The 23127-nt window shown below is 34.5% G+C and carries 16 protein-coding genes; all 16 read right to left on the minus strand.

The window, feature by feature from the left end:
- Window positions 1-10 precede the first annotated feature (10 nt).
- Window positions 11-2335 carry a hypothetical protein gene (locus Q0787_RS04170; RefSeq protein WP_298900980.1) on the minus strand — a complete coding sequence of 775 codons (2325 nt, stop codon included), beginning with the start codon at window positions 2333-2335 and terminating at the stop codon, window positions 11-13.
- 2 nt (window positions 2336-2337) lie between these two features.
- Window positions 2338-4584, minus strand: a complete 2247-nt coding sequence (locus Q0787_RS04175) for a hypothetical protein (protein ID WP_298900981.1) — start codon at window positions 4582-4584, stop codon at window positions 2338-2340.
- A gap of 4 nt (window positions 4585-4588) precedes the next feature.
- Window positions 4589-6868 carry a hypothetical protein gene (locus Q0787_RS04180; RefSeq protein WP_298900982.1) on the minus strand — a complete coding sequence of 760 codons (2280 nt, stop codon included), beginning with the start codon at window positions 6866-6868 and terminating at the stop codon, window positions 4589-4591.
- 23 nt (window positions 6869-6891) lie between these two features.
- Window positions 6892-9018 (minus strand): hypothetical protein, encoded by a 2127-nt coding sequence (locus Q0787_RS04185; RefSeq protein ID WP_298900983.1) that lies wholly within the window; start codon window positions 9016-9018, stop codon window positions 6892-6894.
- Between the two features lie 55 nt (window positions 9019-9073).
- Window positions 9074-11626: a hypothetical protein gene (locus Q0787_RS04190; protein WP_298900984.1), complete on the minus strand. Its 2553-nt coding sequence runs from the start codon at window positions 11624-11626 to the stop codon at window positions 9074-9076.
- 32 nt (window positions 11627-11658) lie between these two features.
- Window positions 11659-14361 (minus strand): hypothetical protein, encoded by a 2703-nt coding sequence (locus tag Q0787_RS04195; protein WP_298900985.1) that lies wholly within the window; start codon window positions 14359-14361, stop codon window positions 11659-11661.
- Window positions 14362-14393: 32 nt separating this feature from the next.
- On the minus strand, window positions 14394-15455 hold the full coding sequence (locus Q0787_RS04200) for a peptidoglycan-binding domain-containing protein (protein WP_298900986.1): 1062 nt from the start codon (window positions 15453-15455) through the stop codon (window positions 14394-14396).
- Between the two features lie 3 nt (window positions 15456-15458).
- The gene (locus Q0787_RS04205) at window positions 15459-16124 is read right to left on the minus strand and encodes a TIGR02594 family protein (RefSeq protein ID WP_298900987.1); all 666 of its coding nucleotides are present in this window, start codon (window positions 16122-16124) and stop codon (window positions 15459-15461) included.
- Between the two features lie 11 nt (window positions 16125-16135).
- Window positions 16136-16429, minus strand: coding sequence for a hypothetical protein (locus Q0787_RS04210; protein WP_298900988.1), 294 nt, complete (start codon window positions 16427-16429; stop codon window positions 16136-16138).
- A 315-nt stretch (window positions 16430-16744) separates the two neighbouring features.
- Complete coding sequence (locus tag Q0787_RS04215) at window positions 16745-17386, minus strand: response regulator transcription factor (RefSeq protein ID WP_298900989.1); 642 nt, start codon at window positions 17384-17386, stop codon at window positions 16745-16747.
- Window positions 17387-17389: 3 nt separating this feature from the next.
- Complete coding sequence (locus Q0787_RS04220; RefSeq protein ID WP_298900990.1) at window positions 17390-18139, minus strand: ATP-binding protein; 750 nt, start codon at window positions 18137-18139, stop codon at window positions 17390-17392.
- Window positions 18106-18774, minus strand: a complete 669-nt coding sequence (locus tag Q0787_RS04225) for a hypothetical protein (protein ID WP_298900991.1) — start codon at window positions 18772-18774, stop codon at window positions 18106-18108. Before Q0787_RS04225 ends, Q0787_RS04220 begins: the two co-directional genes overlap by 34 nt.
- A 9-nt stretch (window positions 18775-18783) precedes the next feature.
- Complete coding sequence (locus Q0787_RS04230) at window positions 18784-19479, minus strand: hypothetical protein (protein ID WP_298900992.1); 696 nt, start codon at window positions 19477-19479, stop codon at window positions 18784-18786.
- A gap of 210 nt (window positions 19480-19689) precedes the next feature.
- A complete protein-coding gene (locus tag Q0787_RS04235) occupies window positions 19690-20763 on the minus strand; it encodes a PA0069 family radical SAM protein (protein ID WP_298900993.1) in 1074 nt (357 codons plus the stop codon).
- Window positions 20764-20848: 85 nt separating this feature from the next.
- Complete coding sequence (locus Q0787_RS04240) at window positions 20849-21631, minus strand: enoyl-CoA hydratase-related protein (protein WP_298900994.1); 783 nt, start codon at window positions 21629-21631, stop codon at window positions 20849-20851.
- A gap of 15 nt (window positions 21632-21646) precedes the next feature.
- Window positions 21647-23056: an ATP-binding protein gene (locus Q0787_RS04245; RefSeq protein ID WP_298900995.1), complete on the minus strand. Its 1410-nt coding sequence runs from the start codon at window positions 23054-23056 to the stop codon at window positions 21647-21649.
- Between the last annotated feature and the right edge of the window lie 71 nt (window positions 23057-23127).

Genomic DNA, 23127 nt, shown 5'->3' on the forward strand with positions numbered 1-23127 from the left:
TTCCATTTTTTTAAGGTTTTATTGTTATTTCTTTTGTTATCACTTCTTTAAATTTTCCTTTTTCTTTGTTTCCATTTATATAGCGTTTAATAACTCTCATAAATAAGGTTCCTTCGTCTTCTACAACAAAATCTATTGGACTTGGTTCTTCTTCATTTGTGAATTCGACATCATCTAAGACTATTATAGTACCATCCTCCTTTTCTAACTTAAACTCCATTCTAACATAATCTAGATCTTCGTTTTCTAAACCTGGCCCTTCCCAAGTCACGGTTAAAGTATTATCTTGTTTTTTCACTTTAGGCTTCAATAAGAGCGGACCTCCTTTTGTTTTACCTTCTTCTAAATGGGTTAAATCTCCCTCTTTGGTAATCGCAGTGAATTTATAGTCAACCTCGTCGCCTTTATTAAGAACAGGAATTGTAATTTCTTCAAGTGTGAATTCTGGTTGTTTTGCTCTAAATAATTGACTAAATTCAAAATCATCATTAGGAGCTTTATAATTTATTTGTAACAATATTTCTAAATAGTCCTCTGTGTTTCCTGTAATTACAGGAATGATATGTGCGTTTTTAAATTCGAAAGGGTCAGCCACTATGGCTTCTTCATCAATGAGTGCAGCTGGGTTCTGTTTAAGCGTAGGACGTCCATCTAAAAAATGAAAATGACGTTCTTCTTCTATAGTAGCTTCATCATGCGGATGGGTTCTAATTCTCCAAACTTCTTCCTTATTTGCATCTGAAAGCGTAAGTATCTCTTGATTAATTTGTTTTCCGTTTTGATCTTTCGTTTTTATATAAATATCTACACCACCAACTTTGGTACTGTCTATGTTTCCGTATTTAAAAGTGAATGCCTTTAAAGGAGCTAGCACTTGAGGAATAATAATTAAGTCTTGTGATGTGCTAAAAATCACCTTACTAAAAATACTTACTGGTGAGCTCATATTATCTAAGTCATCACGATACGTAAATTTCACCTGATAATAATATCCTGCTGGTTCATCTGGTTCGGTAATCCAGGCAATATTGTGTTTTTCTTGATCGTCTTTCGTTGTCGTGTAACTTATTAATGGAACAGCATCGTTTGGAATAGCAAATCCTTCCGTTTGAGATACTGCATTTTTTCCATCTTTCTTTCTCCAAATAAGAACCTCGGCACTTAATAAATCATTGGTATCGTTTTCAAAATCATGAAGCATTTTTGTTTCTAAATGTTGCTCTCTCCATAAATCCCCAAAGGTGACGGTTTGTGTATAATTTTCTAAATCATCTTTAATCTGATTTCCCATTAACCAAAGATGTGATTGCGGATTATGCGTTTTTATAGTGGCAGATCTTTGACGGTAATCCACAAATATTTTCTTGTTATGAAATAGTTTTTTTCTTTGAAATTTATAAGCTACTCCAATCAAAATGCCATCACCTGGAGTTGGGTTTGGTGCTCCATCTGGGAGGTCTGGAATTTCTGGAGACACGTAAGGCCTGAAAAGTTCTCGCATTACTTTATCTGTAAATTCCTTTACCATGTCATCTACCATTTTTTTCATATCGGCATCTACAACTTGAGATATGATATTTACTTTTATATCTCCATCTTCTATCAGTTTTTCTTTAATGAATTCAAATTCGGCCTTTGCCGAAACCGTAAGTTCTCCATATTTTATGGCCGCGCCTGCCGCTACCATATGAGATACTTTCGTATGACATCGATCTAAATCTGCTTCTATAGTCATGTCTAAAGCAGGACGCATAGCTTTAAGTTTTAAATCGTACAGCACGCCAGCTACAGAGCTTCGGTCTCCCTTTAAGGTTGCTGCAATTAAGCTCGCTCCTTTTCTATCTAATCTCACATTAAATACAGCCTTTAGATCACTACTAGATAATGAAGGTTTTTTAGATCCAATAACACTCTCAACAAAGGACTCTTCGTTAATTAAATCTTCATTTTCAGTAGAGGCATCTAAAACAATTAAATCTATTGAGCCATCATACCATTCTGGTGGTGTGAAAATAAAATCTTCTTGTACTTTATATTCATCTATCAGTATTTGCCTAGCCTCTTGTAAATGTCTATCATTAGCAATACACTGTACACCTAACGACATTATTGCTCCTGCAGAATCTTCTAGTTCTTCAAGTCCGCCTTTAATTGCTCTACCTTCTTTAAATATTTGCAGAAAAAAGTCGTAGGCTCGTTCCTGATCTGGATTATCTGAGATGATTGGGGCTAACCCTACTTCGCTAGGTAAAAAGTATATAATATTTTCTTGCTCATGATCTCCATAGAACAAGATGTTTTTATATGTACCATATGGTTTTGATAAATCTAACATAATTACCAGATGTTTTCAGGAATGGTTATTTCTATTTGCTCAGAACTAGAGGTCTTCCAGTTTGATTTGTAACGGTCTCCGCTTTCACTTTTTACCTTTAATCTATACTTGTAATCAGTTGCAGAAGCGTCAATCATGTCATGAGTAAATGTGATGATATCTCCAACAGCATTAAATTCTAACTTCTTAGAATCGTCTGAACTCATTTTAATGTTGTTCTCCTCGTCTTCGTACATTATTGTAAGACGAACTTCTTTAATCTCATAGTCTTCAAAGCTGGGCGCCTCAATGAGCTTTGCTTTTATTGTACGCTCAGGTTTAACGTTATCCTTTATCATTAAAATTGGTCCGTTATGTGCTTTCCAAGCACCTCTCCTAATTGTACCATCAACTGTAATTTCTGTAGCCTTATATTCTAAAACCTCTTTTGGAGTATCAAGACTTGTGACAACCGCCAAGCTATGTGTATTAAGGTCTTTAGTGAAATTAAACTTCTCTTGAATCCAAGTTTTTCTAGTATGCTCCCAAATACGGATTTCGGTAATTATCTTTGAAGTTTTTTCCCAATCAACTTTGCTCATTAATTCTACAGACCACTTATTTTCAAAGGGGTTAGGAATAAAGAAATTAAAGTCCTGATGATCATCTAAGTCTAAAACATATTCTTGAGATCCTTCGATGTAATAGATAATTTGCAGATCTATTTTAACGGGATGCAACTTACTATAAAGGAGTGATAATAGTTTTTGGTCTTTATCATCTTCCTTTAGTAAAAACGACTGGCTCAAAATCTTTTTGTCAGTATCACGTTCTTTAACATGTATTGTACTTTCAATAAGGTGTGTGTTTTTAAAGATGGATGTATCATCTATTCCTATTTGAAGTTTTATATTTTCGAAATATTCGGTAGGATTAAAATATATAAACTCTGATGTTGTTTCCTTCCAATCTACTTCCATCTGAGCAGGCAAACCTGTTCCTTCATTATCTAAGTAAATTGTAGTTTTATAACTGTATTTATAGGTATTTGCATGCTGCCTTGTATACTTAAAAGTTCCTTTTACTAGTTCGGATTTATTAAATATAAAGGTGTGCTCATTTTCTTTTTCATTATTGGTTTCATCCCAAACAACACAATCTATTTTAACGGTTTTGATATTATCAATTTTAAACGTGTCCACTGCAATATCTACTGTTACAGTTTCAGTTCTAAATGGCATCTTATCTAACTTAATCCATTTAAGTCTATCTCCTAATCCTCCAACGTTTTCAATCATACTAGATAGCAAAGCTTGAGGGTAAAATGGATACTTTTTAACCTTGCGTTCTCTAAGATCTACAATGAGTTCATTAGTTTGAACCTCATCGTTGTTTCTTAAAATGTAGTGTGACCCAGGAATGATTGAAGAATGAATCATACCCACAGCATGAGCTAATCGGTTTTCTATTTTTTTACTCGCACTCAATGGTGGCACCGAAGGTTTAAACAAGCGTTTAATTGCTTCTGTTTTTAATTCATTTAATAATGTTTTTGAAGCATATTCTGTAACGTCTGGATCGAGTTCTTCAATTTCCATTTCAACCAAACTGGTTTCTTTCAAATCGTCTAGAGTATTGCTAATTTCTTCTCTAAAGAATATGAGGTTCTTGACTTTCATATCTTCAAAGTGCTTGTAAATACGTTCCCATTTAATACGCATTCGCGCTTTAAATGTAGGAGCTATTCCGAGCATATTCAGTTCATAATACACGTGTCCTGCTACCACATCTTCATTCAAAGCAGAGACGAGTCGCTTAGCCTCTTCTCCAGATGTTTTAACAACTAATGCTGCTCTATTGTCACCAAATATTGATGGCGAAATTCCAGAACTCACATACCAGTCTTTTGGGTCAGGTTCTTCTCCAGCCGATGCCAAAACCATATAAACTTTCCCATCTGTTACTGTTGCTGGAATAAGGCGTTTAGCATCCATTCCCCACTTTTCTTTAATTTGGAGTTTTGCGGTTTCTAAAATTTGCTCTGAGGCTTTTAAGGAAACTTCTAAAGATAAGCTCGTATCCATGACCTGATTAATCTCTTGGTCTGTACTACTTTCTGGCAAAATTGTATATGCCGAAATTGCTGGTCCTTCTGCTTTTTCAACGATACAAGGCTGTATATTAACATAATAGAATGTTTCAGAGTCTCTATCATCTCTAAAAATTGTGAGATTCCCCACGTCCATAAATGGTGGCTGATAACTTAACATGATACTATGGATTTACGTCTTTAATGATTAAAAATTTGCCTTTCCCTTCAAGGTTTTCAACTTCTATTTGATCTCCTTGTTCTGGATATAAAGTCAATGAATAATTGTACGAATCATGTCCTTCATCAATTCTAGGAATAAACCAATTTAGTGGCTTTTGAGCGCTTTCTGAGTTAAGAAAAAATTGATGTCTTATATCTTGAGTCCCATTTTTGTAAGCCATTTCAAGGACAACATTCTGGTACTTTTCACCAATTTTTAATCGACTCACATCAATCCCAACTTGTAAAATAGGAAGTATTAATGTTTGATCTCCTGAACTATCAACCCAACCACTTTTCGAAAATAAATTATCTCCTACAAGTTTATAGCGATATCTAAATTCTTGCATATCTCTATCTAATTGAACTAATTTAGCCGTTACTGGTTCCCAATCATCCTCGGCAGCAAGCTCCACTTTATCTTCACTTGTAAATTGATTGTTTTCATCTTTATACTGAAACTCTACAATGATTTTTTTCAAGCTCTGATCTGGCGACATTCCTAACTCGACATCTACTTCTAGGGTGTCTTCGTATGGATTTGGTGTAAATATATCTCCAGGTTGGTTTTGGGTGAAATAGTATTTTTGAGATGGCATTTCTATGACTTTCCCATTTTTACTGAAATAGGTTACGGTATATTCTATAGGCGCATCAATATGCTTATAGATAGCACGCTCTAGTTTTTTGCCATCAACCTCTTCTGGTGTAAACAACAACGTTGTTTTAAAATGATCTGAATCGCTTTCATTTTTATAATTAATATCCACTTGAATATTAATTACTTTATTATCTCCAGATAGTGAGTTTAACGTTGAATGTGGCTTAAAATTAGCAACCATCAATCCTACTTTTCCAACTTCAATATTTATTAATCCGTTGGTCTCTTTTACTGGTATAACTAGTGGCTCTGAAACCCCTTTAAAATACACCTCTGAGGTGTATTTTACGACGGCATCGTCTTTTTTAGGTCGTCTAAACAGCCATTTATTTTTAGTGGTATTTTTATCAAACAACCACGATTTTGATTCTTCAGCCGAAGGATACTCCGATATTACTTTTACTGACGATACGAATGGTGCTTCTTCCCATGGCGCATTTACTTGTAATGGGATTTCAACGGTTCCAACAATATCATCTGCCAAATCAACCACCTTAGTAATATTCTTTTTGTTAGCTTCAGAAACACCTTCTAAAAAGTTCATAATCGTTGCTTGAGGTGCCATTTTCCATTCCACCACATCACGCTGAGTAAAACGAAGTTCAACAAACGATTTTACCTCTTCCTTCATCAGTTCAATCATAGAGGTTTTGCGTTCCTCCTGAGTCATACCATGAATTCGAGATTTAATAATTTCTTTTACTTTTTCTTCGATTAGTTTAATGGCCATATCTCTCAACTCACTTACATGCTCGTCTGATATTTCGGTAGAACCTTTTTTAATTTCAATATTCAAAAGCCCTTCTTCTGTCATTGTTTCTACAACACTTGAAACATCTATACGTTCTACATCTGCATCTGAACAACCTTGATCTTGATTTTTCCAAACGCGGTCTACTTTTCTATCAATTTGTGATGTTTGCGTAGATCCTGCCCAAGCTCTTATTTCTAAACTTGGTAAGCGTAGTCTAAACTTTAAATCGTATCGCGTACTTATAGCCTTATCGCCTTGCTGCAATGCTTTATACCAAACAGCTGCTCCGTCTGGACTTAAACGAATGGCAAAGGCAGCATTATTATCGCCAATTAAACTTGCTGGTCCTCCTGCAGATGACCAAGACACCAAACCACCTTCTTTCTCTTCAAGAAGTGTCACAGTACCATCGGTATACTCTAAAGCCCCAAACGTAATTTCTCCTACTCGAGGCACATCTGGCTCAGGGACTCTATCCTCGCCTCTGGCCCGAGCAATTAAGCCCAAACGTTCTTTTTCTAATTTTACAATTTCACGTCGGCGTTGTTGTTGTATTTTCATACTTTTCAACTTTGCTGCCGCTTTTCTTTTTTCCTCTTCGGAAATCCCTAGGTTAATATCAAAATTGATATATCCTCCAGCTAAGCCTGCTGTAGAATTATCTGCACCATCTGCTTTATCTGTCCAAAACAGGCCATTAAAAATAGGCATATCACCATCCATTCTAATCTGTGGTGTTGAACGCGCTAGGTAAAACATATTTGGGTTCTCATCGTCTGGATATGCAATGATATCGTCGAGTACTGTTATTTGTGGTAAAGTTGTCATATCTAATGTTTTTTGTTTATCGTTTATGGTTTAGGAGGAAATACATAGAGAAAGTCTGTATACATACTTCCTGCTTCTTGCCACTCTCCTTCATTCACTGAAGAAGTAGTTACAGTATTGATCCTGTAGTCATATTTTCTATTATCAAAGTCTATGGATTGTAATAATTGTCTTGCTGTTTTTGACATTTTTATTACACCTTCGGGTTGGTCTTTATTTAATACGATAGAAAATGTATTATTGGGATCATCTTTTAATCTTGTTTCGATAAGTAAGCTAATCACGTTCATATATAGTAAGCGTTCGTCCTCCGAAAGTGTGCTCCAATTTTTAAATGGTGGACAGAGCACCTTTAAATTCCAAATTTCTGAATCTCCTGAAGCACGATCTATAACAGAATTCATTATAACTTCTGAATTAATATCTGCTCGCACTCCGTAAGGTTCACAGACCAGAGCTGTCCAAACCATATTTTTATCAGGAATAGAATCAACAGATGTGCCGTCAAGATTAATATCCACCTCTTGTTGTGGTTCAATTAAAGGCCAATTTTTTTCTCTTATGGTTGTTTTTAGGTCATTATCAACATGGTGCACTTCTTTTTTTTCTTCATCTACTGAAAGTAAGGTAAGTTCAACACCTTCGAGTTTTAATGGTATATCTGTTTTATTAATGAGTTTAAAACCTGATGGCCAAGAAGTTTGTCCGTTGCTAGAAATAAGCATTTCAGTATCAAGGTGAATATTTTGTAACTTCTCTAAGTTTAATTCAACATTAATCGGTTTACTTTTTGTGATAATATCTTCGCCTTCTTCTTTTTCTTGAAGTTCAAAGAATATTTTACCAATATTAACAGCTCCTCGTAAAAGTTCTCTTTTAAAAACCTCAAAAGACTCTAGACTAAAATCTCCTGTAATGGCAAACCCTTTAACAGGATCTATATTTATGAGTTCTTTTTTAAATTTACCAGATAAAGGATCATCGTCTAAAAATCTATCTTCTATTACAAAACTTACTTCTTTATAACCTTCAAGTCGAAGGTCTTGAGCATATTTAATTTTACCTCCAAATCTATCGCTTAATTCGCGCATTAGATCTTTTTTAGCTTTCGGATGAAAATAAGGGATCATATGAAAGATCACCTTAATACGATACACATAGGCTTCAGTTTCATTTTTTATTTTATATAGATTAATATCCACCATTGGTTGACCGAGTCTATCAACGGCTATTCTATAAACTTGAGGCAAGAAGAGTACCTTATTAGGATCATTTGTTAATCTATAATAAAATGAATGATCTTCATTATTACTAGCTTTATTAGCAAGTGTCCATTTATAGTCTTGAATTTCAAGATTGGAGAAGATTCCTCCAAACACCTCAGGATCATTTGGTTCGACATGCTTAAACAACTCCGTTTTTACAACAACTTTTCGAGGCTTTACATCTTTGTTTTTAACCTTTTTCGCTGCAACATGTATCGGTTTACGTGTTCTTGGGTCAATTGCTCTTCTCGCTTTTCTTATTGTGAATGGAGGCTTTTGCCACCATACGTCTGCAAGAACTTCAAACTTGGCCAAAATATTTGGGCTTGTAAATGCCTTATAAATGGCGTCTTTAACGTCTGCTTTAATTAAAGCATGTGCGTAAATGTGATTTGAAACATTTAATGCTTGAATTGGATTGGTTTTGGTAATCGTTAACGGAATTGTTTTAGTTGCTCCATTATGTTCATAATGAAATTTAATTTTAAGTTCTCTATAAGCCAACGGAATAACATTAGGTTCATCCCGATAAGCCTCTATAATTATTTTGAGATGTATATCTTCGTTATCGCCTTCAGAAAATCGTAATGCCTGTTCTCCTGGTATTTTTTCTTCAGTAGTTTGAAGTTTAAACCTAAATTTCGGCCTTCCGTATTTCTTCCTATTATATTCATATACACCATCACCAGAGGGAGCTGAATTTAAAGTATTTGTTATAGGCTGAATGAGCACAGCATGCACTTGAGTAAATAACTTTGCGTTATAGGCCTGAAACTGCATCTTTACAGGATTAATTTGCGTTAATCCTTTCAGCGTAGCTGGGTTCTGTGAACTTTTAGCTGCTACTCTTGATCTTATATCTCTTGGTTTCCTCTGAATTGACATGAATTAAATTTTTATATGATTATTAGGCGATGATCTCTTATAATTAAGCAAAGACCTATTGAGGTGTTACAATTGGATCTTCTGTACCTGGCTCAACTGGTGGCAATGGATCTTCAATAGGCTCATCGCTGCCTTCTGGGTCTTCTAAAATGAGAATGCCTCCTTTTGTTTTTTCCATAGGTATATCCACTACCTTTCCATCTCCAGCATACTTTAACGTACATTCGAATTCATTTCCTCCAGGATGAAAAGACAGAATCTCAAATGTTTTTAGAAAGTCGCTTTGATCTAAGCGGATGGTATCCTGCTTTTCGTAGTTATTGTTGGTATCCTTATAGCTTACTGTAGCGTAAACCATTTTCCATTTGGTCCAATCTAACAAGCCTCCATCAATAGTTAGTGCTTGTCTGTGACGTTTAAGATCTATTGGCGGAATATCCTCATCACTTTTGGCTACTTCCCAATCTGATGTCACGACCAAACCATCTACATATTGTACAAAGTGACGATACTTAAAAGAATTTGTAGCGCCTTCACGAAGTCGCATACTCCAATCCCAAGTTTCTGAACCTGTAAACCATTTTGAAAATTCTTCTGTAATGACATTTGCTTTATCTTCATAGATGATTTCAACTTTTGCCGTAGTTACAGAATTAGTATCCATTAACACATCAAAAGAGGCTTTTGCTCTTCCCACGAGATCATCATCAATTGATAATACTTCTCTCGTGTCTTCTATGTAATCTGATTCGCTTTGCGTACCATCTAAATAGATCCATTTTTTCTTGTAGCGATATGATTTATCTTCATGACCATACATAAAACATTTCCACGTATCTGAAAGAGACTCTTGGTTTAAACGAATTTGCTTCTTTGAATCTGGCTTGTTAGGCTCAGCTTTGTATTCCATGTCAACAACAACTTCTTTAACCATTGTCCAATCGATATCACCGGCAGTCACCTGAGTTGTTATAAACCCTAACTTATCGTAAGACACATTAAGAACACGATCACTAATATTATTAAGCTGTATTGGTGGTGGTGCATCGGCAGTTCCTTTATATGATATTTTGGCTTCAGCATTGTAAAAATCAACTAATTCTCCCTTTGCATTTCTAGCCATACTTACTCTAAAAGTGAAAACTTCTTCCCCTGTTTCGAACAAGAATGACTTTGCATTTTGGCGTACAATCCCAGATTTATGATCCTTTTGTTTGTAGTTCACATTTACAATAACAGAGTCTATATTATCTAGAACGAAATCGGCATTCACTTTTACCTGAACCTCAAGCATTTGTACTTCTGGACTACTTACATCGATATATCGAACAGCTGCTTTACGTTCACTTTCTGTAAGCTGAACAGACAATGTTCCATTAGGGTATCTTAAAAACTCAACAACTCCATTTTTCTTAAAATGAAAATTGATATCAGATACACTAGTTTTTTTAATATCATTTCTAAAATAGTAGTAATGGTCTTGATTCTTAACTCTTTTATCTCTATGAGTTAGCTTTAAATCAGAATCTGGTTGTATGCTCGTACCAGTTGATGCACCCTCTTCTCCTTCATCTTCATCCTTACTATCTCCTATAAATGCGGTTTCAAAAAATGATTTAATTATGGTCCCAAAGATGAGTTCCATTAAAGACTTTCTTAAGTTATCTTCTACTTCTTTTTTCTCGGCACTATTAGATGCCATATCTCCATAATCGGTTATTTCAATTCTAACAACTTTTCTATCAATCATTTGCTCTACTAACGAATTGATATCTTCTTTATCAACATCAACCTTATGATCATAGGTTGTTGTTTTTTTAGAGTACGTCACACCTAAAAACTTCTTAGTTTTTGTTCTTTTTCCTTGTTGAATGTGTTTTTTATAAGTTTCTTTTTGGGTTTGTAAAAACTCATATATTTGAGTTCCTTTAGCCCTAACTTTTACTTCAAGATTTGGAATATGAGCATACCCCTTTAAATCGTATCTAACAATTGCCTGAATGGGTGTTTTTTCATCAGTTCCTTTTTTTGTTTTAAATCCTTTTGAAAGCGCATCAAACATGAGTTGGGCACCTTCCACACCAAATGTGGCATACACTGCAGCCGAGTTAGAGGCTGTTAAGGATGGTTTAACTTCAGAGCTAGAACTTTTTTTGAATGTATCACCAAGCCCTTCCAATATTTCTAATCTTACTGTTCCGTCTTTCCAAGTTCCTGGATAGGTTAAAATAGGTTCAATTTTCCTTGTTGGCACTGCTCTTTTGTAACGTTTATGATAGCGACGAACGAACGCATGCGATTTTTGATTTAATATCTTTTTTAAGTAAGTCGTTGCAATTTTATGCTCCTCTTTAGACAAGGATAAATCGACTGTAACCAGTAACTGTCCTAATTGGGTTTCAACGAGTTCTTTATTGGAGCTACTTGCGTAGGCTATATCTGCATTTCTTGAGAAAAAGTTATAACTCAAAGCAGGTTTTCCATCTTGATCTCTTGCCACAACTGGTGTGGATCTTAAAGCATAAAATATATTGTCTTTTTTATGATCTCTAAATATTTCTACGTCTGGGAGTCCTGGAACTCCAATTTTATCTAATAATGAAAGCATGATATTGTGTGTTTATTTGTTATTCGTTTTATTTAATTCACAGTTGTTATTGGCAACATGAGTTGTGGTGTATTTGGAGGTATAGCATAGCTTTGCTCTTCTTGTGATCCATCTTTGGCAAAAATGCGAACGGCTGCTGTAAGTGCTACTGTAACTGGTAAATCTGGTATAATAGCAATATCTTCTACCTTACTCGAGTTTAAAAACAACACTGTATTACCTGGGTGAGATGGATCTGTACTACTTAAGTTAATTTCTATTGCAGCTAGACGTCCAGCAAAAGTGGCTTGACCTAATAAAGTAGCAACTTTTAAAGTCCTAAATCCGCTATTATCTAAATTAATGAAGGGTTGTTCTGTATCGTAATTAATCCAGTTACCTTCAAGTAATCTACCATCATTAAGTATAAATCGGCTTCGTCCTCTCCATTGTCTCGGATCTGATTCTTCTACTAAAACAGCAAAGGACTTGGTTGGAATTTCTGGTGTAAGACTAAGCGTTGTTTCTTTCTCTTCAGAATCGGCTGTAGTATATTTAATATCTACCAATGTTTGTCTCACTAAGTTATTACTACTAGCTAAGTTTGGTGTGATATTGAATATTCTTGCAAATGGTCTATCAACCACAACTTGAGAGTCTTTTATATTCTCTTCTTCAAAAACCAGTTTTTCATCTTTAAAGAAAAACTCTTGTTTTAAGTAATAATCGTATTGATTCTCCTCTGGAGGGTGAATTAAATAGCGTTTCATTTCGGCATTTGCGCTATTTAATATTGTGGTTCTTCCATTTGCTGATTTGGAAGGCGCTAAAAAGACTTGAACCGAACGAATACCATCATCACTAAACTGTAATTCACCAGCTTGAATCTCAACGGGAATTAATGGAGAATGTGTATCCATATTGATACTTAAGGCACGATCTGTTTCGTCTTCAAAAAGCTGAGATGTGATTTTAGTTTCTGGACTTCCAATAATAGATCCTGTATTATGAATAAATTCTACTTGATAATCATAAGACAATGTTCCATGGTCATCAACAAAGAATTTTATTTTATCACTCAAGTTATTTTGATCTAGAGTAATACTGTGTTCGTGCACACGTTGTGACTTGTCTCCTTTATTGCCTTTATATCCGTAAGAAATATGTACAATGGCTTCTCGAACATCATATTCTTCAAAATCAAAACTTGCTCTAACTTCTAATTCTATTTCTTTAAATGGTCCTTCATTTAGACGAGTTATCATTAATTGTTTATCTGCATCAAAAGCAGTACCTGCCAATGTTAATGCTCCGTTAGGATGATATTTAATCACTTTGGCTTCGGCCTTATCAAATGTGAACTTTCTTTTTATTTGTTGTGAAATTTCACGTCTTCTCAGTGTATATCCAACATTAATATCGACATCTAACGCTGAAGATGTTTCTTCTTCTTCCGGGTTTTCATCTTCTCCAGATTCTCCTCCAGACTCACCTCCATTGGGAGTCTCATCTTCTGAAGGTACCGTAACGCTATTGTCAGGCGGATCAGTGTCTCCACCCGTTTCATTGTCACCTCCAGAGTCTTCTCCCTCTCCTGTTTCAGCTTCTCCTTCTGGACGATCATTATCAGAGTTTGTTCCATCTACGCTTTCTTCTCCATTACCTTCTGTGGTATCATCGTCTTCCCCAGAACCTTCTTCGTCTGTTTCTTCTCCTGCTTCTTCATCGGTCTCATCATCTTCCATGTCTTCTTCCTCTTCTCCTGATTCTTCTCCATTTCCTCCATCTTCATCTTCTTCCTCATTATGTAATGGTGGATCGTCATGATCTTCATCTTCACCATCGGCATCCTCCTCTTCATCTCTAACTCTATTTGCTATAGTCTCATTGATTGCAGAACTATAGTCCTCAGTAGGGATTGCTGTAGCTTGAAATAGTGTTGGTCCCATTAATTTTTTCACCAACTCAATTCCAGTTGGGTCATTTCCTAAAAGATTGGTTTCAGACTCTCCTTCGGCATAAACAACTTGCTTCACTGTAATCGCTCCATCACTCATTAATTCTCTAATCATAACATCAATATCTGCACTTGCAGCAATATTGATATTATCATTTTTAACTCCTGCTCTTAAGTTAAATGAATGGTTCCAGAAATCTTCGGTGGCTTTAAAATCCACCGTAATTTCTAAGTTATAGGCCTTCATTACACCTAAATAGCTAAGGTCATAAACGACAGCCACCTGTGTTTGTCCTTCTTGCTTGAGTAAATTCCACATAATCTGAGCTGGTTTATTACTCAATCGTGTAGAAAACACTGCTGTTTGCCTAAGTCCCAAAGATGGCTTTGTTGAACCAGCAATAGTAACTTTAAAGTCTTCTGTATTGGCTTCTTGACTTCCGTCTGAACTGAAAACTACAAGTTTGACATCACCATCTTTAAATGGCACCATTGACAGATTTACACCATCTCCATATTTGGATTTAAGTTCATCTTTTATAGATTCAAACTTTTCTTCTGTAGGTCCTAATTCAACTTGAAGCGTTAAAAACCCACCTACACGAGATTCATCGTTATCAAAATTGGGGTCGTCGCCTTCAATAATTTCATCGTCTGTATAAACCACATATTGAACCGCTCGTCCATTATCTGCAATTTTTGCTTTTTCTTCTGGGAGGCAGTAAAAATTATTTGGATCTGTATAATCTTGATAGATAATACATCCTTGAATGACTTCTTGTTTTTCTGTACTTAACATAATTCTTATTTTTTATACATTTATATATGGTCCTATATTGGCACACCTAAACTTCTGAAGGTGTTCTCTCCAGCACATCCATAGGCATTTCCATTAAAATTGTCTTTTTGAAATTTGATGAGTGCTTGCCCAGTTCCTCGACCAAAATCGCCATCAATTGAGCCCGAATAATATGGGTTTCCGGTACTTGCGCTTCGGGTAGCTGCCAAACCACGTTGAAGGCGCTCTACCATGCTTCCGGTTGATCCATATCTCACTTTAATTAATGATGATTCTGATGCATTTGCCTTAGCAGCGTTATAGACATCTATACTATTTAAAAGAAGGTACTTGAAGGTGTTTTGATTTTCGGCTATATCGTCATAAACATTGCTAATGAATTTGTCCCAAGCATTCCAATTTCCGTTAGATTGACCACTAGGAATATATTGAGGAGGACAACCTGTAATAACTTGACAACCGTAACTGCTGTAGTAATCAGACAAGCAAAAAGATGTCGAATAACTGTTTCCTCTTATGGATCTAACACGTGTTGTACTTGGATTATTTCTGGCACAATGGATATTATCTCCTGGGTTTCCTATTGAAATAGCAGCCGATGCACCATAATTGATAACAGGTTGCCCAGCGCTCATTGTATAGTTGGCACGTCTAAGCGTTATTGAACTATTTAAGCGCAAAGCTCTGTGTTGTTGAAAGCCCGAACTACTTCTTGGATGTTGTCCTTTTATATAATCATAGAAACCTGGTTGCATACAATTAAATTGATGCATGCGTTTTCTGTTGCGTTCTACAAGTTTGAGATTTGGTACTGTACTAGATAAAAACACGGCCACTTTTCTTTGCGAAGGCAACCATTGCCCTATAAGACATCTTGGGTAGTAATAATTAATATTAACCCGTTGTAATAAATGACTTTCTTCAAACTGCATGTGCCCAGAGTAATCTAATAACGATTCGTTTGGCGCAGCAGGCAAAGCTCCTCTTATTCCAAAAAGGATCATTTCATCTTCTCTGTTCTCTAAGGATATATTATTAAATTCGAAAGCCCTTCTTAAAACGGCGTCTGATATTCTAAAAGTTTGTGCTGACATATCTTAAATTTTAGATAATTGTTTAATCATTTCTTTTTGCGTGGCCTTATTGAAAACACCGTTTATAGCAACACCAACTGTAGACTGAAATATTTTAAGAGCAGCTTCAGTTTTTGGTCCAAAAATGCCGTCAGATGTTCCTGGTTGACATCCACAAAGTTTTAAGGCATCCTGAAGTTCTACTACTTCAATTCCTGTATCTCCTCTTCTTAAAACTTTTGTGCTTATTTTTTTATTTTTCAGCGGTCTAAGTCGTCTAAAACCTAGCAATTGGCTTGAAGCATATGCTGTTTCTCCAACTTGATTGTTTTGGTTTCCTCCTAGTGTATAAATTCGGGTATGATCTTGAGAATACCCCATAAAAACTCCAACATGGCCCTTATAAGACTCTGGGCTTTCTCTCCAAAAAATAACAACATCTCCTGGCTCTGGATTCACTACTGGAATACCAACGTTTAACCATGATCTAGCGTTACCAAGGTCTGAAGATTCTACCTTAGCTTTTTTTGCAACCCAATTCATAAAAAAACTGCACCAAGGTGTTTCGTCATCGTTCACGTAACTGAAACCCGCTTCTTTAGCATAGTTTACAATTTTTTGATTATGCTGAGGCCCGGGAATTTCTCTAGTTCCTATTTCTCTTGAAGCAATATGTATTAATGAGCTCATGATATTTATTTTTAAATGTCGTTATTACTAAAGCTTCCGCTTTCATCAAAAAACAAATCCGCTTCTTGATTCAATAGAGATAAAATCGAAGGCAATAATGAAAGTGGATATCTTACGGTTAAAAAACCTCCTCTATTGATAAAAGCTTTTGATATTGCCTCATTAGACTCTGACATTGAAAAGTCAATATTCCCTATCGCTTTTTTATTGTTCTCAAAACCAAAAAGCCTGATGTTAGCGTTTGAATTAGAAATTCGTATTGAATAGTGGCTAATTTTTGCTGGATAACTTGTTAATGTTGACATTACATTTATTGTTTTATTGTTAACTTTTCTAGTGAATATAAATGCGTTTTAACCGCACTTATATTAGACTATAAAAATAGTAATAGAACAAGTTATAATGAGAACACAAACAACTGTTTTACAGTCGGTTATATCCTGTTTTTAAAAAAACAAAACCCCCTTTAAGGTATAAGGGGATTTCCTGTAGTGGAAAAAAATAAAACCCTAGAAATTAGGGTTTTTTTAGATTTAAGTTAAAGGCTAAAAATAGAGAATACCTTTGTGTATTTCAGCTCTAACTAGAAAAGTAAAATATATGTGATTGGTAAAATATTGTTAGAGATTGACAATTTTATTTTTAATAGCGTAAAGCACCAGCCCTATTTTATTTTTAATATTCAATTTTTGAAATAAGGTATCTCGATAACCATCAATAGTTTTTGGGCTCAAAAACATCTTTTCGGCAATTTCTTTGTAGGTTAATTCAGAACAAACAAGTTTTATAAATTCTATTTCTCGGTCTTTTAATCGACCTTCGGATGGTGTATCATCATTTAAAGAATTGATTAAAATGTTCGCAACATTTTTTGTGTGGTAATACCCTGTATGAATAACTTCTTTTAGTGCGGTTTCTAGAACTTCTTTTTCTACATCTTTTAAAAGATATCCTTTAGCTCCAGCTTTGAGCATTTTAATGATGGTTTCGTCATTTCCTTCTACCGACAGGGCAATAACATTGATCTGAGGGTATTCTTTTTTAATAATTTCTGTAGTTTCGATACCATTCAAAATTGGCATATTTACATCCATTAATACAATTTCGGGAACATTTTGAGGTGTTTTGAGATAGGTTAAGAGTTCTTTTCCATTTTTGCAGAGATAGGGCACCTTAAAATTATCAAAAGAATTCACTAACCCTGCAATTGCCTGAGACAATAAAATATGATCTTCTACGACTACAACTTTATGCGTTTTCATGGGTTAATATTTATAGGTTATGGTTAATTGTGTTCCTTGATCTGGTTTGGAAAAAATAGAAACTTCGGCATTTACTAATTCGGCTCTATTTTTAATGTTCTCTAGTCCGATACCAACAATTTTGTTTTTATTTTCAGCATCGAAACCTTGCCCGTTATCTTTGGCAACAATTACAAGTTCATCATGTTTATAATCTACAATGACATCTAAGTGACTAGCCTTAGCATGTTTTATCGTATTGGAAAAAAACTCCTGCATTATTCTAAAGAATACGATTTCGGTTTTTTCATCTATTCTTTTTTCCTCTCCCTTAACTTGTATAGATGCCTCTATAAAATTGAGTCTATTAAATCGTTCTATTTCTTGCGTAATAGCCTCTGTTAATTTCATACTTTTCAAGGCCTCAGGGTTTATGAGTCTTGATAAGGATCTTAACTCAGTCAGCCCTTTATTTAATGTTGCTTTGACGTCTTCAATATCTGCAGCATTTTGGAGTTGAATCTTTGCAAGTGTTAGTAATTGACCGATATTATCATGTAATTCCCAACTAATATTTCTAAAAGTTTCTTCTCTTATTTCGATTTGCGTCTTGGCAATTTCTTGCTCAAAATGCTTTTCAATCTCTTTTTGTTTTAATACCAGTGTGTTTTTTCTCTTTTGAAAAATCACAAACAGTACAACTAATATTAAACATAGAAATACTAGCGTAAAAACTGCTACTAGTATTGCTGTTGCTTGTCCTTTTTCCCACATATAAACCCTATAATAAAACAAATATTTAATATTATACTTAATATACTGCTAAATTCTAAAATGTATTCCAATCTCACCTCTTCTAAATAATAATTTCGTATCACTCTAATTGGAAGATTTCCAGAGAGATATAATAAGTACCCAACGCTAATCCAAAACAGTAAGTTTGTTTTAACAGATAACACCTCATTAGATTTTAATAGTTTCGAAAAGTAAAATACGATACTGACGATTAACAAAATAGCAGCTATAAAAAATGGAATTGTTTGAACACGTTCTAGGTAATTTTCAAAAATCATATTTATAAAAAAACTAGACACATAGATCAATAAGAAAACACTAGTTAAACGTTTATGTTTTTCCACTTTTAGGAATCTATTAAATAATAGAAACAAAAATGAAAAATTAATAAGATGAAAAATATTATAAATGATAAGGTTATTAGCTACAATACCATATTTTCTTAAAAAGTAGCACGTGAATTCATTTACGGCGGTATACCATAAAATCACCAAAAAGTATTTTAAAAAAGTGTGCTTGTATTTGTAAAAATAAATCGTACCTACAATAGCAGATATGAGCTCGATATATTTTACCGAACTTCTTATTGGAATAGATGGAATTTCTAATAACATAAACATTTTTTATCCTCTTCCGTTAGGTGGTGGCGACATTTCGCCCTCATTAAACAAAGTATTTGTAGTTTCTTTGTACTTTGGAACTAAGGTTTTAAACATATTGAAGCTCCCTTCTTGAATTCCATTTCTTTTATTATAAAAATCATATCGACCATCTTTTTTATAGTCTAACATTAACTCTTTAACAATTTTAAATTTTCCTTTTAGGCGATTTTTGCCGTCAGGTTCAATCACAAATGGTAGGTGACTTACATTCACATTATTACCGTCTGCCCACCCAGAATTCACAGTAGGAATCATAAAAAAGGTTTGCTGCTTAGGATGCTTTATGGTCTTTCCATTATATTGTCGTTCATTGGGGTATGCGGCAAAATAAACACGAAGTCCAGAAACCTCTTTTTTAGGGTTTTCTTCTTGGATTGCCTCTAAAAAGGCCATGTATTCTTTCATATCTTCTAGTGATAACCAAACAAATTTTGTATCCTCAAAAGAAGGGTCACCATACTTTTTTTGTAAGATGGGCTCAATAATCTTGGTTCTATTTCTTTGAAATTCTCTAAACATATTTACACCTTGTTCTTTAGATATGATGTGGTTTTTAAAGATATTGTCAAACGATCTTTTGTCCTTTTTTCGGTCACAAGAAACAATAAAAAGTGCTAATGATAAAGCCATAATTGATATGCGATAAATAGTTTTCATAATAGTGGATTTTTAATGTTTTAAAGTTAGTTTGTTTAAACAATACAGCTATAGGGGAAAAGCCCCTAAGTACTCAAGTTAATGCCCTGTTTTTTATGATAAAAACAGTATATCACCTTAATAACTGCGGTTGCGAGAAGCCATTAGGCCTTTAAAAAGTCTAAATATTTATATAGGGAGTATTGTAAAGATAGGTTTTTTTAGATGATTTTAAAACAACCTCATTTGTCCATCTTTATGATATTCATGCAATTGCGTATTTAATCTTGGCATTGCTTTATCTTTAAAATATTTCAATCGTGCTAGTCTTACCATATCATTAATATGTTTTGCAATTTGACCTTCGCCTCGCATTCGCTTTCCAAATCGGGATTCATTTAAGGTTCCGCCATGACAATTTTCAATTTGATGCAGTACCTTGTTTGCACGATCTGGCATTGTTTTTTCGATCCAATCTGTGAAAATATCTCCTATTGCACCATTTAAGCGCACAATGGTGTGGGCAATGCTTAATGCCCCTGCTTCCGCAGCCATTTTGGCCAATGGTAAAATTTCATGACTATTAATTGAGGGGATAATTGGAGCTAGCATCACATTAACAGGAATACCATTATCACTCAGTACCTTAACGGTTTCTAATCGTTTTTTAATCGTTGCTGTTCTTGGTTCTAGAATCCGTCTAGTACTTTCAGATTGTGATGTAATTGATATATTAACACCTATCAAATTATCTTTAGCCAATGCTTTTAAAACATCTAAATCTCTAAGAATCAAAGCGTTCTTAGTGATAATCCCAACGGGATGCTTGTATTTTAAAAACACTTCTAAACACTTTCTTGTGATTTTAAATTGATGCTCAGCGGGCTGATAACAATCTGTATTTCCCGACATTACAATTGGATGGGCCTTCCAGCTTTTACGCTTTATAAACGTTTCCAATAATTTAGGTGCATCTTTTTTAATCAAAATGCGACGCTCAAAATCCAATCCTGCGCTAAAACCCCAATACTCATGACTATTTCTGGCATAGCAATACACACAGCCATGTTCGCATCCTTGATACATATTCATAGAATATGCCATTCCAACATCAGGACTCTTAACCTTATTAACTATGGTTTTAGGAAAAACGGGAAGATAAAGCGTTTTGTTTTTATCGGCCTGCTCTCCTTCTTTAGCACAATATTCTAAAAAATCGTCGCGTTGTTCATGGCTTAATTCAAAAAAACGGTTTGGTACATTATGTTGTGCTCCTCGACCTTTAATGATTGATTTTTTAAACATATTATTGGTTTTTTGTAAAATTACAAAAAATCAAATCAAAATGAGTCGTCAAATATTAACTTATAAACAAATAACAAAAGGACAATTATTTTCCTAGAAAATCGGCCTTGCGTTTTTCCAAAAACGCCGTAGTACCTTCAGTAAAGTCTTCTGTTCCAAAGCACTTACCAAATTGTTTAACCTCAGTTTTATAACCATTAACACCATCCTTAAAGTTGGCATTAATAGACTTAATGGCTGCCTTAATAGCCACCGAAGAATTTCGCATAATTTTACCTGCAATTTTTTCAGCTAAGGCTATAAGTTCACCTTCGTCGGTGACATGATTTACTAAGCCATACTCTAGCGCTTTATTGGCATCAATCATTCCAGCAGTCATAACCATTTCCATTGCACGCCCCTTACCTACTAATTGCGGTAAGCGCTGCGTTCCACCGTAACCAGGAATAACGCCTAAAGAGACTTCGGGCAGTCCCATTTTTGCATTACTGCTTGCTACTCTAAAATGACATGCCATTGCCAATTCTAAACCGCCTCCCAAAGCAAAACCATTTACAGCAGCAATGACAGGAGTTGATAGGTTTTCGATATAATCAAATAATAGTTCTTGGCCTTTGGCAGCTAATTTTTCTCCATTTTTTACATCGAAATCAGCAAACTCACTAATATCTGCACCAGCGACAAAGGCCTTTTCTCCACTTCCTGTAATAATAATAACTTTAGCCTCCCTACTTTTATTGGCCACCTTAAGTGCATCATGCAGCTCTTGTATAGTGTCTTTGTTTAAGGCATTTAACTTGTTGGGTCTATTGATCGTAATAGTAGTAATCCCATTATGAGTATTGGATAAGATATTTTGATAATTCATAGTAGTATTGTATTGTTATAACTTCGGAAATGTCACTGAAAATGTTGTTCCAATTCCTTGCTGTGATGTAAAGGTAATATTTCCTTTATAAGTTTCAACAATATTTTTTACCATGGCTAAACCTAATCCCATTCCACTCGTTTTGGTTGTAAATTTAGGTTCAAAAATCATTGGTTTATTCTCTTCGGAAATTCCTAAACCATTATCTTCTACAGTAATATTTACCATATCATTTTCAGATGTAACCTTTACTTCAATTCGTGGGTTTTCCTTTTCTTCAGGGATAGCCTGAATACCATTTTTCACCAAATTGGTGACGACACGTATTAGTTGAGTACGATCAAAATTTGCCATAATCTCTTCATCTTCCGAAGAAAACACAATATAATCTTCACTAAAAATATCTAGTCCTAGCTTTACAATATTGGTGACATTTAAGGTTTCATTTTGTTGAGCAGGCATTTTCGCGAAATTCGAAAATGCAGATGCGATAGAACTCATTGTATCGATTTGCTGAATGAGCGTTTGACTGTATTCATCAACTTTTTGATGTATATTTTCATCTTCAGGATTAAATTTGCGTTGAAAACTTTGAACACTTAATCGCATTGGTGTTAATGGGTTTTTAATCTCGTGCGCTACTTGTTTTGCCATTTCTCTCCATGCTTGTTCTCGTTCACTTGTTGCCAATTTAACCGCACTTTCTTCTAGCTCATCAATCATACTGTTATAGGAATTAATAAGTGTTGAAATTTCTTCACTAGAAGATGCTATATCAATTTTTTTATTGCGTTTCTCTAAGCGTGTCTCATTGATTTTGTCTGCAATAGTTTTTAAAGTCCTTGTAATGTATTTTGAAAGCAATAGTGCCAAAATCACGGCAATGAGCATCATAAATAAATAGGCATAACCCAGTCGTTCCAAAAACTCATTGAGCTCTTTATTAAGAAAATCATCATTTTCTAAATACGGTAAATTAAGTATTGCTAAAGGTTTAGACTTTGAATCGTAGATATAGGTATAAGCAGATTGAAATGTTTCTCCATTTTTTTGATTCTTTTCAACATAACGATGGTCTGCAGAATTGGAAATTTCATTTAAAATATTAGTATCTATACATTGCGTTTTAGGATCTTTTGCAAAGCTATCCTTTGATGATTTTAAAAGCGTTCCATCTAAATCATACATATAGATTCTTAGGCTATGAATATCTGCTATTCTATAAATTTCATCTTTAAAAATGAGTGGAATTTTTTCAGTAACAACCTCATAAGATGTTTTACGAATTACATAATGAATATCACTAATAATGGCTTTTTCTTTACGTTCTAAACGGTCTTTATGATAATCTCTAGCTTCTTCATTATATTGATAAATAGTAACACCTGCGATAAGTATGGATGCAATTAGCACCAGTACTATCATTGCAAAAAAAATGCGGACTCGTAAAGACAGTTTGTTTAACCTCATTTCAATTTTTGTAGTGCTCTAAATGT

Source organism: uncultured Psychroserpens sp. (genome assembly GCF_947492715.1).
Taxonomy (GTDB): Bacteria; Bacteroidota; Bacteroidia; order Flavobacteriales; family Flavobacteriaceae; genus Psychroserpens.